Origin of the sequence: Campylobacter gastrosuis (assembly GCF_030249845.1) — a bacterium.
Taxonomy (GTDB): Bacteria; Campylobacterota; Campylobacteria; order Campylobacterales; family Campylobacteraceae; genus Campylobacter_A; species Campylobacter_A gastrosuis.
In genome coordinates, this window is sequence record NZ_JANURM010000009.1 from 60,229 (window position 1) to 73,448 (window position 13,220).

Consider the following 13,220-nt stretch of genomic DNA (forward strand, 5'->3'; position numbering starts at 1 on the left):
ATAAAGTTTCTATTTACCTTATCAACTTCGAAATTTCTTTAAAATTTTGATGCTCAGATGTCTTTAAAATTTCAAACAAAACGCTCTGGACACAGCTAACCTCCGCGCCTAAATTTGCCATTAAATTTAGGGCGATTTGCCTGTTTTGCTCATCTTTGCTTGCGACTGCGTCTGCTATGAGTGTTACTTTTTTACCCATTTTTAGCAAGTCCTTGACCGATTGTAAAACGCAAATGTGAGCTTCAATGCCAAAAACGATAAGGTGATCAAATTTTAAAATTTCATCTTTTAATGCTTTATTACCCAAGCACGAAAACTCATTTTTGGCGTAAATTTTGCCTAAAAATGGGCTAAAAATTTCGCTTGTAGCACCAAGTTTTTGCGGATTTTGTTCGCTTGTTATTAAATTTATATTTAAAATTTTAAGCCCATTTAGCAAAATTTGCGTATTTTTAATTAGCAAATCCCTGCCACTCATCACATTTAAAATTCTATCCTGAAAATCTATCATCAGTCCAGCCGTTTTCACGCTCACTCCTTATTCTACAAATTTTTTAAAGTCAGAATATCCAAGCTCATCCATTTTTTCAAGTGGGATAAATAAGAGCGAAGCCCCATTTATGCAGTATCTTAGCCCACCAAGCTCGGCTAGTCCATCATCAAAAACGTGCCCTAAATGGCTATCTGCCACGCTTGATCTAACCTCAACCCTGCTCATACCGTGCGAGTAGTCTTGCTCGTATTTTAGGGCATCTTTTGTGATTGGCTTAGCAAAACTTGGCCAGCCACACCCAGCGTCAAATTTATCCTTTGAGCTAAAAAGTGGCTTTTTGCTGATTATATCAACGTAAATGCCCTTTTTGAAATTTTTATCATACTCGCTTGAAAATGGGCGTTCGGTCGCATTTTCTTGCGTTACTTTGTATGAAATTTCACTTAAAGTCCGCTTTAATTCATCTTTGCTCGGCTTTTTAAAACGCTTTTTTTCTAGCGGTTTTTTAGCCATTTCTAAGTCAATATGGCAGTAGCCGTTTGGGTTTTTATCCAAATAATCTTGATGATAATCCTCGGCTAAAATGTAGTTTTTTAGGGGGCTTACTTCAACGACAATTGGCTTTGAGTAAAATTCCTGTTCGGCTTTTATTGCCTCTTTTATGACGCTTAAATCGGCATCGTTTGTGTAGTAAATCCCACTTCTATACTGCGTGCCAATGTCGTTACCCTGCTTGTTTAGGCTAGTTGGGTCAATTACCCTAAAAAAGTGTGCTAAAAGCTCGTTTAGGCTGATTTTTTCATCATAAACGATATGAAGTGTTTCGGCGTGATTTGTCGCCTTTATCTCGTGGTAGCTTGTGCTATCGGTCTTGCCGTTTGCGTAGCCCACGCTTGTTTTAACCACGCCTTTAAGCTGTTTAAAATAGCCCTGCATACCCCAAAAACAGCCACCTGCTAGGTAAATTTCACTCATTTTTAAATCCTTTGCCTGTGTAGAAAGTATTAAAATAAATATGATTAGAAAATTTTTCATACCATACCTTTGAAAAAATATCTAAAAATCTACCTAAAAAAAGTTAAAAATCATATAAATTAAAATATAATTTTGATATAGTTTTTGATTTTAGCGAGGGCGTGGCATTTGTAAAGAAAAACGGCAAGTGGATGATGATAGATAGCCAGTTAAATTTTATAGCACAGGAGTAAAATCCCGCTTTATCACTCTGCTTGATATATCTACGTTGCTATTAGGTCTGAGTGAAAATTTGAAGTTGTATCTAATATTTAGTATAAGGGTGTTTAAAAATTTTAATAAAGGATAGATATAAAAATGAGTGTTTTGGCGTTATCGTTGGCGTTGATTTTTGGCGGTTGTTTTGATGAGAAAAAGGATAATCATACATTAATAAAATTTGAGCTTGGCGGTAAGTATGGCTTTTTAGATGAGCGTGGTGAGATACTAGTAAAGCCAATATATAACAGCATAGGTGACTTTTATGATGGACTTGCTGTGGTTTGTGCGATAGATAAGTGTGGATATATGGATACAAATGGCAAGGTTATAATACCTTTTGAGTATGATTATGCTTGGGGTTTTCGCGATGGCTTAGCTGGGGTTAAGAAAAATAATAAATATGGCTTTATAGATAAAACTGGCAAGGTTGTAATACCTTTTGAGTATGATGATGCTGCTCGGGGTGATTTTAGCGATGGCTTAATTAGGGTTAAGAAAAATAATAAATACGGCTTCATAGATAAAACAGGTAAGGTTGTAATACCCTTTGAGTATGATGATGTCGGTGATTTTAGCGACGGCTTAATTAGAGTTAAGAAAAATAATAAATTGGGCTATATAGATAAAGGTGGCAAGGTTATAATACCTTTTGAGTATGATGACTTAGATGTGCTTAATGAAAATAATAAATACAACTTCATAGCCAAAAAATATGGCGAAATGTTTATTATAGACAAAAACGGCAAAATCAACAAACTTAAAATATTTGATGATGCTTATTTTAGCGGTGTCTCAACTATTAAATTTAGCGATGGCTTAATTAGGGTTAAGAAAAATAATAAATACGGCTTCATAGATAAAAGTGGCAAGGTCGTAATACCTTTTGAGTATTATTCTGCTTGGGATTTTAGCGAGGGCTTAGCTGGGGTTGAGAAAAATAATAAATACGGCTTTATAGATAAAACTGGCAAGGTTGTAATACCTTTTGAGTATGATTATGCTCGGGGTTTTAGCGACGGCTTAGCTGGGGTTGAGAAAAATAATAAATGGGGCTATATAGATAAAACTGGCAACGTTGTAATACCTTTTGAGTATAATGTTGCTTGGGATTTTAGCGACGGCTTAGCTGGGGTTAGGAAAATGGTGGCTTTATTATATGATAAATACGGCTTTATAGACAAAACTGGTAAAGTTGTAATACCTTTTGAGTATGATGGTGCTGGGAGTTTTAGCGAGGGCTTAGCTAGTGTTAAGAAAAATAATAAATACGGCTTTATAGATAAAAGTGGCAAGATTGTAATACCTTTTGAGTATGATGATGCTTGGGGTTTTCGCGATGGCTTAGCTAGGGTTGAGAAAAATAATAAATACGGCTTTATAGATAAAACCGGAAATAATAAATACGGCTTTATAGATAAAACCGGCAAGGCTATCGTGCCATTTGAATTTGATGATGCTAGTGATTTTAGCGAGGGCGTGGCGTTTGTAAAGAAATATGGCAAGTGGATGATGATAGATAGCCAGTTTAATTTTATAACGGAGGAGTGATTACTCCACCGTTACGCTCTTTGCTAGGTTTCGTGGCATATCTACGTTGTTACCAAGTCTAACTGAAATTTCAAGCGCGAAAATTTGCAAAATTATCATCATCTCAAAAAATTCAAGCATTGCGTGCTCGTGGGCATTCGTGCGGATAAAATCATCACTAAGCTCAAACTCATCAGGGCTAATGGCTAAGATATAAGCGTCCCTTGCAGCAAGCTCTTCAACGTTGCTTTTTACCTTTTCATAAAGGCTATTTTTTGGCATTAGAGCGATTGTAAAAAGCCTCTCATCGGCAAGTGCGATTGGTCCGTGTTTCATCTCGCCACTTGGATAGCCCTCGGCGTGTAGGTATGAAATTTCTTTAAGTTTTAACGCCCCTTCAAGCGCAAGCGGATAGAAAATATCGCGTCCGATAAAGAAAAATCCGTGTCCGTGCAAGTAGTGTTTGCTTAAACGGCGGATTTTTTCTTGTAAATTTGCATTTACATTTAGCACGCTTGGCACGTGAAGTAGGGCTTTTAGCTCGTTTTCTAGCTCGTTTTTGCTAAGTGTATTTTTTGCCTTTGCAAGGGCTAAAACCAACATCCAAAGTGTGGCTACCTGCGTTGCAAACGCCTTTGTAGAAGCCACGCCCTTTTCGATACCAGCGCGCGTTAAAAGCGTGGTGTCGGCTAGGCGGACAATGCTTGAATTATCCACATTGCAAATGGCTAGGGTTTTTAGCCCGGCGTTTTTAGCGATTTTTAGGGCTTCAAGCGTGTCGGCTGTTTCGCCACTTTGGCTGATTACGACAAATAGGGCGTTTTTATTTAGCTTTGGCTCTCTGTATCTAAATTCGCTTGCTATTTCGACTTTTGCCCTAGTATCGGCTAAACGCTCAAATAGATAACTAGCCGTAAGCGCTGCGTGATAGCTCGTGCCACACGCGCAAAGCACGACATCATCAATGCCCTTTAAATATTCGTCATTTAGCCCTTCAAGCACCACGCCACTATCCTTTGCACGACCCATTAAACATTCGGCGACCACGGCACTTTGCTCGTAAATTTCTTTCTCCATAAAAAATTTATAACCCTCTTTTTGGGCGTAAGTTTTATCTTGTGGGAGTGGCGAAAAATTTGGCACGACGCTATTTTTATCCTTAAAAATTTTAATCTCATTTGGCGTGATAAAACCATAAGTCTTATCATCAAGATATGTTACCTCTTTTGCAACGCCAATAAGCGCGGCGTCTGATGAGGCGAAAAACAGCCCATCATCATTAGCCCTAGCGATTGCAAGTGGGGCTGCGTCTTTTGCAAAAAATATCGTATTTGGTGCAGTTTTTGTAATAAGCAAGGTAGCGTAAGCTCCGTGAAGTCTAGCTATCGTCGCCTCGTAAGCCTTAAACGGCTCTTTTAGCTCGTTTAAATTCTGCTCAAAAAGATGAACGATGACCTCAGTATCGGTCTGGCTTAGAAATTTCACGCCTTTTTTTTCAAGCTCGTCTTTTAGCTCTTTGTAGTTTTCAATAATGCCGTTATGCACGACAAATGAGTGCTCGCCAAGGTGCGGATGAGCGTTTATCTCGGTTGGTTTGCCGTGCGTCGCCCAGCGTGTGTGTCCGATAGCTACGCCAAGCCCATTTGAGCTAAATTCTTTGGTTTTATCAGCTAAATTATCAAGCTTGCCCACAGCCTTAAAATACTCAATTTGATTTTGGCTCATCACAGCCATACCAGCGCTATCATACCCGCGGTATTCAAGCTCCCTTAGTCCGTTTATTACGATATTTCGCTTCTCATCTTTGCCTATATATCCTACTATGCCACACATTTTTACTCGCTTATTATTTGATTTAAAATTTGTGCGTGATTATAGCACAATTCATCGTTTTTGCTAATTAGAAATAGGTTTCTTGTGCGGTTTTTAATCGTTTGAACCTTTGCGCTTACGATTTTAAAATTTGCCGATTTAAACACGCTCATCACGTAAGCCATAAGCCCACGTTGGTCTTTTGCGTTGATGTTTAGCCTTGCGTATTCATCGGAGTGATTTAGGTCAAAGCTAACTTCATCTTTGCTAATTATTGGCTTTAAAATTTGTGCCTTTTCATCGCTGTTTAGGGCGTTTATCGCCTTTGCTTTTAGGCTTAAAATTTCGTTTGTTTTTGCGTTTTTATTAAACTCTAATCTGATAAAAAATTTCTCATCAAAAAGCTCATAAATCTCCATATAAGCTAAATCAAATCCAGCCAAAACCGCAAGTAGGGCAGGGAGATTTATCTCGTGAGCTGAGATGATTTTCACGCTTAGAGCTTGTGTGTTTTGGATATTTAGCTCTAAATTTTTGCACTCATAAGCCTGTTTTGTAATGGCGATAATGTCGCTTACAGCGTGTTTTGCAAAGAGTAGGTTTGATGAAATTTTAAAAATTTTATCCTTGATATTTTCATCAAGCCTTTCAAAATCATCGTGGCGTTTTATGCTGTGCTCTTTTTTTGAACGCCTTGTGGCTTCATCAAGCAGGGTCTGGTCGCTAAAACTCTCATAAGAAATGTCAAAAAGCTTTCTTAAAAGCCTTGCGGTGTAGGCAGTATAAAGTCCATCAGAGGTGGCGTTTATGACACAATATGTCATAATGTAGAGCAGTTCTAACACCTTTTTATCGCCAAGCTTTGAGATAAAGCTAAAAATTGTCCGTTCAGAGTAGATGTCTTCTTGATTTGCAACATCACTCATTAAAATATGATACCTAACGAGCAAAACGCCGATATTTACGGCATTTGAGCTAAATTCCAAGCGGTTTGCGTAGGCTCTAAAAATATTTGCTCCAACCACGCTGTGATCGCCCTCAACACCCTTGCCAACATCGTGCATAAGCGTGGCTAGTTTTAGCATAGCCTTGCCCTCAACACAAAGTTGTGAGTAGAGCGATTTTATAAATTTATCTTTAATATTTTCTAAATAATACACGCTTAAAACGCTGTGTTCATCAACGCTAAATTTATGGTATCCATCATATTTTGCAAGTTTTAAGATATTCTCCATTGGCTTAATGATAATGCCCAAAATTTCGGCATCTAGCAGGGCTTCAAGGGTGGTGTAGGCGTTGTTTCTTGCTAGTAGTTTTTTAATCTCATCAGCACTTTTGCTAGCGTCAAATCCGTCGGTGTTAGTTCGTTTAAAATAAAAAATCGTGCTTATGTCAAATTTATAACTAATATCATTTAGGGCGTTTAACTCAACCAAAAGCTCTGATAAACTCATCAGCTTTTTATGAAGTGGCGTGTAAATCGTGGCGTCAATGATATAAAAGCCGTTTTTTCGGGCAGTTTTTCTTGCTAAAAAGCTAAAATCGCTCTTTGCTGGGCGAAGCAAACAAGCGACTAAAAATCTAGCAAAAAGCCCTAAATTTCGCATAGAAGCTAGAATTTTTTGGCTAATTCTTACATTTGTATCTTGTGCTTTTTTAGACTTTGTTTGCATTAGATCAGTCATTTCATCAATGTTTTTCTCGCTAAAAACGCTCTCGTTATTTACTAAATTTACGACCGATTTTAGCGAAAGTAAGAAGTCAAGCGAGAGATTAAACTGGCTAATCTCCTTTTCATTTAGCAAATTTTGAATGCTAAGTCGTGCCTGATTTTCGCCACTAATCGTGCTTAAAATGCAGTTTAAGGCAAAAATTTCATCAACACCGCCATAGCTTTTGTTTAAATCTGGCTCTTGTTCTAAATATGGGACATTGTTAAATGGATAAAATATCTTTAAGTGCTGGGTTAAAAACTGCGTTTTTTCAAGCTCTTTAAGCCTTAAAAACTCATCTTTGCTGGTGCGGTAAAGCACCTTTGAGCCACAAATATAACGCACAATGCTAACGCTTGATTTTAGCTTAAAATCGCTAGAAAAATGGCTAAAAATTTGTGAAATTTCAACCGATTTTACCTTTAAATCGCCATTAAATTCTAAAAATTTCTGCTCTAAATCCTTTAAAAATGGCTTTAAGTTATAGCCCTTAATCTCTTTATAGATGATTAAAATTTCAAGCGTTGAGTTCGTGCTGATTAGATTTTGGGCGTATCTGCCACTAGCAATTATTGAGATTGGCAGTTTATTTAAATCTGGTGCAAAATCGCCAAAAAAGCTCTCAAATGCCGTTAAAAACGCATTTTTAAAAAATTCATCTCTCTCTTTTATCAAAAAATTTACAAAATTTCTACTCTGATTTTTCTTAAAAAATTTATAAAATTTATCCAACTTAAAACCCCCTTTTGCCAAAATTTTTGCGATAATACTAAAAATTTGCAAAAATAAAGCTTTTTTAAATTATAATCCACTCTAAATTTTAAATTTAAAGGCAATTTTGCTTAAATGGATATTATTAATAAGTTAAAAACAGGCACTAGGCTAGAAAAAGATGATGCGTTTAGGCTTTACGAGCTTGACCTTTTTACGCTTGGGGCTTTTGCGTTTAAAGAGCGTTTAAAAAGGCACGAAAAAAAGGTCTTTTTTAATATAAACCGCCACATAAATCCTACAAATATCTGTGCTGATATCTGTAAATTTTGCGCGTTTTCAGCACACAGAAAAAATCCAAATCCATACAAAATGACCCACGATGAGATTTTAAAAATCGTTGATGATAGCGTTAAAATCGGCGTTAAAGAGGTTCATATCGTTTCAGCTCACAACATTGATGACGGCTGGGAGTGGTATTTAGAAATTTTTAAAAAGATAAAGGATAAGCACCCACAAATTCACATAAAAGCGCTAACGGCGGCTGAGGTTGATTTTATCGCTAGAAGTTGCGGTTTTAGCTATGAAGACGTGATAGAAAAAATGCTTGAATACGGCGTAGATAGTATGCCAGGCGGCGGGGCTGAAATTTTTGATGAAGCAATTAGAGCAAAAATTTGCAAAGGCAAGGTAAGCAGCGCTAACTGGCTTAAAATTCACGAGCTTTGGCATAAAAGTGGCAGACAAAGTAATGCAACTATGCTATTTGGGCACATTGAAAGCCGTGAAAACCGCATTGATCATATGTTTAGAATTCGTGATTTACAAGACGTTACTGGCGGATTTAACGCCTTTATACCGCTTGTTTATCAGCGTGAAAATAACTATCTAAAAGAGGCAAAATTTCTTGGCTCGGCTGAAATTTTAAAGACAATTGCTATCTCTCGCCTCGTGCTTGATAATGTCGCTCACATTAAGGCTTACTGGGCGACTTCAACGCTAAATTTAGCGATGATTGCGCAGGAATTTGGAGCTGATGATCTTGACGGGACGATCCTAAAAGAGAGTATTCAAAGTGCAGCCGGTGCAAATAGTGCAAACGGCACGAGTTTAAGGGCGTTTTGTGACATTATAAAAAGCTCTGGTTTTACGCCAGTTGAGCGTGATAGTTTGTATAACGAGATAAAAATTTACTAAAAGGAGAACAATTGGATTTTTTTGCATTAAAAGCGAACAACACGAGTGTTAAACAGGAGCTTAGCGCTGGATTTACCACGTTTTTAGCGATGATGTATATCGTGCCGGTTAATGCCATTATAATGAGTAAGACCGGTATGCCAATGGATGCGTTAATTACAGCAACGGCGCTTATTACGATTATTGCGACGATTTTAAACGGACTTTGGGCAAATACGCCAGTGGCAATGAGCGTTGGTATGGGGCTTAATGCCTACTTTACATTTGGGCTTGTTTTGGATATGAAAATCCCTTGGCAGACGGCACTTGGCGTGGTATTTTTATCTGGTGTTTTATTTGTCGTGCTTTCATTTACAAATTTTAGGGTTTGGGTGATTAAGTCAATTCCGCTTGATTTACGCCGTGCAATTAGCGCTGGTATTGGCGTTTTTATAAGCTTTATCGGACTTCAACAAATGGGGCTTATCGTAAATAACGAAGCCGTTTTGGTCGGACTTGGCGACTTAAAGAGCGAGAATGTTTTAATGGGAATTTTAGGGCTTTTAATCATCTTAGCCTTTTGGGTTTTAAAGGTCAAAGGTGCTTTGATTTTATCGGTTTTAATCACATCTCTTGTAGCGTGGATTTTTGGGATAGCACCTTATCCGACCGAGTTTTTCTCGCTACCTGCTTCTATCTCGCCGATTTTGTTTCAGTTTGATATAAGTGGCGTGTTTTTTGACGCTACTGGTATGTTTAGCCTTGCTTTGGTGCCTGTTATTATCGTATTTTTTGTTACGGATTTGTTTGATTCGGTCGGGACTTTAACTGGCGTTGGCACGAGGGCTGGAATTTTTGATGATAGCGATAAAAAGGGCGTTACGAAAATGGAGAAGACGCTTGAAGTAGATGCTATTGCTACACTTGGTGGGTCAATCATAGGCGTTAGCACGACTACTTCGTTTGCCGAGAGCGCTAGTGGCGTTGAGGCTGGTGGCAAGACCGGACTTACGGCTGTATTTTGCGGTGTTTTGTTTATTTTTACGCTGTTTTTGTTGCCGTTTTTTAAATCAATCCCTGCAAATGCGATTTATCCGGTGCTTGTAATGGTTGGCGTGTTTATGTTTTCTGAAATTTCAGAGATAAATTTCAAAGACCCAGCCGTTTTTATTGCCACGTTTTTCATCATAGTTATGATGCCACTTACATATTCAATCACAAACGGACTTGCCTTTGGCTTTTTATCTTACATTTTAATAAGACTATTTAGGCGTGAGTGGTCGCAGATAAATTTAGGCGTATCAACCCTAGCTTTCATCAGTCTAATCGTATTTATCGTGCATTAAGGAGGCGTTATGATTTTTTACTCGTATGATGAATTTGTAAATGATGTTAAGGTTATGGCTACCCAGATTAAAGATGAATTTTCGCCAGATGTCATCGTGGCTATCGCACGTGGCGGTATGACACTTGGGCATTCGTTAGCAGTCGCGCTTAAAAATCGCAACCTTTTTAGCCTAAACTCAATCCACTATGATAACACAAATAAACTTGATACGATTGACGTGTTTAATATCCCTGATTTGTCAAAATTTAGCAAAATTTTGCTCGTTGATGATATCATTGATAGTGGCGAGAGTATGGTTGAGATTAGGCGACAGCTTTTAAAACTCTATCCGCACCTAAATATCAAAATCGCAACGATTTACTACAAACGAACGGCACTTTTACTGCCTGATTTTAAGGCAAAAGAGGCACACGAGTGGGTTGAGTTTTTTTGGGATATAAATTTATAAATGCCAACTAAAAGCCAAAATTTCACGAAATTTTTAACAGATGAGCGGGTGATTTTGGCTCTTATCTGCCTTTTTGACCTGCTTTTTTTGCTCTACTGCGTTAGCACGATTAGTCTTAGTTATTACGAAGCTAGGCAGTTTTTTGAAGATAGAAATTTACTTGGATTTATCGTTAGATTAAGCTGTGAATTTCTAGGGCAAAACGACTATGCTATCCGCCTACCGATGATAGTTTTTCACATATTAAGCGTGATTTTGCTCTATAAAATTAGCAAGTTTTATCTGAAATTTAAGTTTGATAGAATTTTAGCCGTTTTGCTGTTTGTATTTTTGCCCGGTAGCGTTGTGGGCGGACTTGTAGTAAGCAGTAGCGGACTTTGTTTGATGCTTACGCTGTTTGTAATTTGGCTATTTTGCAACCAAAATTTTCGCCTTTTTTATCTATTTTTGGTGCTTCTTGTTTTTGTTGATGAGGCGTTTTTGGTGCTTTATCTCTCGCTTTTTATCTTTGGAATTTACAAAAAAGATCCGATTTTATCGTGGCTTTGTGCTGTTTTGTTTGGCGTGAGTTTGTATTTTTTTGGCTTTGATACTGGTGGCAGGCCAAGGGGGCATTTTGCCGATACTTTTGGCATTTTTGCAGCGACCTTTTCGCCACCGATTTTTGCCTTTTTTGTCTATACGATTTATCGGATTTGGGTTAAAGAGAGCAAAGAAATTTTGTGGTTTGTCTGTGTCGTGGCGTTTTGCTTTTGTATGGTGCTTTCAATCAGACAGAGATTAGAGCTTGAAAATTTCTTGCCATTTTGCCTAATTTCAACGCCTTTAATGGTGCGAGTTTTTCTAAATTCTTACAGAGTTAGACTGCCTCAATTTAGAAAAAAATATAACATTTTAGCCGTTTTTTTATCGGCTTTTTTGGTTTTTAACTGGTTTTTAATCATCTTTAATCCGATTTTGTATCAATTTATAAGCGAGCCAAAAATGCACTTTGCAAATAAATTTCACTACGCAAAAGAGCTTGCTAAAAGTTTAAAAGAGCGTGATATAAACGCCGTTTTTAGCGATGAAAAACTGGCTTTTGTGCTGAAATTTTACGGCATTTTACCCGGCGGAGAGTATATTTTAACGGATGGAGATGATATAAAAATAGAAAAATTTGGTAAAATAATCGCAAATTTTGGTTTAAAAAAATTATAAAGGGTTTAATGTGAAAAGAGCATTTAGTATGATAGAGCTTATTTTAGTGATTGTTGTCATTGCGATCCTAGCAGTCATTGCAATGCCAAAGCAAAACAGAGATCCGCTAAGAGAGGCGGCTGATCAAATCATCTCTCACATTCGCTACACCCAGCACCTAGCTATGCAAGATAGCAAATTTGAAGTAGAATGCACTGGCAATCCGCAGGTTTGTCGCCCAAAAGATGGCTTTTATAAGGATTATTGGCGTATCTATTTTGATAATGCTGCTGTAAATGGCGAGAGTAAAAACTACTGGCGATACTCTATTTTTCACTCAAAAAAGGCATTGCCTGATAATTTAACCTTTGGTGCGGAGTTTGCGATTGACCCAGCAGATCCAAGTAAATTTTTAACAAGTGGAATTTCAAGTGTTAGTGTGCCAAAGAGCCAAAGAAATTCAAGGCTAAATATAGGCAAGGCTTATGGTGTTACTGGTATGGATTTTAGCGGTTGTTTTACTCATAAAACGATTACTTTTGATAATATCGGACGCCCTTATTATTCATTTTTTGCGGCAGGTGCTGGCATACCAGATGCCAAAAGACCATACGAGCGACTGATGAAACAAGCGTGTAAAATCAAGCTAACAGGTGGCACTGGCTCGCTTACGATAGCTGTTTTTGCTGAGACTGGCTACGCTTGTATCGTAACAAATCCAAACGCTAACGATAAAAACTTAAAGTGTGAAGCCATTTAAAATTTTGCGATGAAAAGGGCATTTAGTTTAGTTGAGCTAGTTTTTGTAGTCGTTGTCATCACGATTTTAGCAACTATTGCAATGCCAAAGCAAAATAGAGATCCGCTAAGAGAGGCGGCTGATCAAATCATCTCTCACATTCGCTACACCCAGCACTTAGCTATGCAAGATAGTAAATTTAAGGTAGATTGTAGCGGTAAATCCTGTGTCCCAGTCCCTGATTGGTTTAAGGATTATTGGAGATTGATGATTCATTACGACACCAAGGGCGGTGTAAAAATTTGGCGTTACACTGTTTATCAAGACACATCCCATAGTGGTAACCCAAACTCAACCCAGCAAGTAGCCCCAGACCCTGCCGACCCGACTAAAATTCTAACGAGCGGTTTTGCAAAACAGGCTTGGACAAAAAATATGAACAAACGGCTAAATCTTACTAACACTTTTGGCGTGAGTGCTATAAATTTTAGTGGTTGTGGCGGCCAGACAATCGCTTTTGACTCGCTTGGCAGACCATACTCGGCACTTCATAACGCCACTAGACCATATGAAAAGCTCTTAAAACAAAACTGCAAAATCACGCTAACAGGCTCTAATGGCAATCAAATTGGGATACTGATTTTTGCAGAAACTGGCTATGCTTGTGTGATAAATGACCTAAATGCAAAAACGCCAGAGTGTGAAAAATTTTAATTTTACTTACATTATATATATTTAACCCTCCCTCCCCCACCCAAAAAAATCTTTTTTAAAATTTTCTCATTTTTTCTAATAAATTTAAGCGTTATTTAAGCATTACTCTTATATAATTCCAGCTC

At 37.7% G+C, this 13,220-nt stretch carries 11 protein-coding genes and 1 pseudogene; 8 read left to right on the forward strand and 4 right to left on the reverse strand.

The window, feature by feature from the left end; all coding sequences use genetic code 11:
• Nucleotides 1–13 precede the first annotated feature (13 nt).
• Both NYG85_RS07720 and msrB read right to left on the reverse strand, forming a co-directional pair.
• On the reverse strand, nt 14–529 hold the full coding sequence (locus tag NYG85_RS07720; protein WP_284937906.1) for an isochorismatase family protein: 516 nt from the start codon (nt 527–529) through the stop codon (nt 14–16).
• Between the two features lie 9 nt (nt 530–538).
• The gene (gene msrB, locus NYG85_RS07725) at nt 539–1,528 is read right to left on the reverse strand and encodes a peptide-methionine (R)-S-oxide reductase MsrB (protein ID WP_284937907.1); all 990 of its coding nucleotides are present in this window, start codon (nt 1,526–1,528) and stop codon (nt 539–541) included.
• 71 nt (nt 1,529–1,599) lie between these two features.
• On the opposite strand from msrB, the pseudogene NYG85_RS12165 reads away from it, so the two are divergent.
• Together NYG85_RS12165 and NYG85_RS07730 are read left to right on the forward strand one after the other, a co-directional pair.
• Nucleotides 1,600–1,701, forward strand: a pseudogene (locus tag NYG85_RS12165) (WG repeat-containing protein); the annotation flags it as partial.
• A 124-nt stretch (nt 1,702–1,825) separates the two neighbouring features.
• Nucleotides 1,826–3,277: a WG repeat-containing protein gene (locus NYG85_RS07730; protein ID WP_284937908.1), complete on the forward strand. Its 1,452-nt coding sequence runs from the start codon at nt 1,826–1,828 to the stop codon at nt 3,275–3,277.
• On the opposite strand, the gene glmS is transcribed toward NYG85_RS07730, so the two are convergent.
• Nucleotides 3,278–5,089: a glutamine--fructose-6-phosphate transaminase (isomerizing) gene (glmS, locus tag NYG85_RS07735; RefSeq protein ID WP_284937909.1), complete on the reverse strand. Its 1,812-nt coding sequence runs from the start codon at nt 5,087–5,089 to the stop codon at nt 3,278–3,280.
• Between the two features lie 2 nt (nt 5,090–5,091).
• Nucleotides 5,092–7,512, reverse strand: a complete 2,421-nt coding sequence (locus tag NYG85_RS07740; protein ID WP_284937910.1) for an HD domain-containing protein — start codon at nt 7,510–7,512, stop codon at nt 5,092–5,094.
• A gap of 114 nt (nt 7,513–7,626) precedes the next feature.
• Between NYG85_RS07740 and mqnE the strand changes: the two genes are divergently transcribed.
• Genes mqnE through NYG85_RS07770 form a run of 6 tightly spaced genes read left to right on the forward strand, consistent with a single transcriptional unit; the run spans nt 7,627 to nt 13,095 of the window.
• Nucleotides 7,627–8,688, forward strand: coding sequence for an aminofutalosine synthase MqnE (gene mqnE, locus NYG85_RS07745; protein WP_284937911.1), 1,062 nt, complete (start codon nt 7,627–7,629; stop codon nt 8,686–8,688).
• Between the two features lie 11 nt (nt 8,689–8,699).
• Nucleotides 8,700–10,013: an NCS2 family permease gene (locus NYG85_RS07750; protein ID WP_284937912.1), complete on the forward strand. Its 1,314-nt coding sequence runs from the start codon at nt 8,700–8,702 to the stop codon at nt 10,011–10,013.
• A gap of 9 nt (nt 10,014–10,022) precedes the next feature.
• A complete protein-coding gene (locus NYG85_RS07755) occupies nt 10,023–10,463 on the forward strand; it encodes a phosphoribosyltransferase (protein ID WP_284937914.1) in 441 nt (146 codons plus the stop codon).
• Nucleotides 10,464–11,663 carry a glycosyltransferase family protein gene (locus NYG85_RS07760; RefSeq protein ID WP_284937915.1) on the forward strand — a complete coding sequence of 400 codons (1,200 nt, stop codon included), beginning with the start codon at nt 10,464–10,466 and terminating at the stop codon, nt 11,661–11,663.
• Nucleotides 11,664–11,673: 10 nt separating this feature from the next.
• Complete coding sequence (locus NYG85_RS07765) at nt 11,674–12,402, forward strand: pilus assembly FimT family protein (RefSeq protein ID WP_284937916.1); 729 nt, start codon at nt 11,674–11,676, stop codon at nt 12,400–12,402.
• 9 nt (nt 12,403–12,411) lie between these two features.
• The gene (locus tag NYG85_RS07770) at nt 12,412–13,095 is read left to right on the forward strand and encodes a pilus assembly FimT family protein (RefSeq protein WP_284937917.1); all 684 of its coding nucleotides are present in this window, start codon (nt 12,412–12,414) and stop codon (nt 13,093–13,095) included.
• The last annotated feature ends 125 nt before the right edge of the window (nt 13,096–13,220 follow it).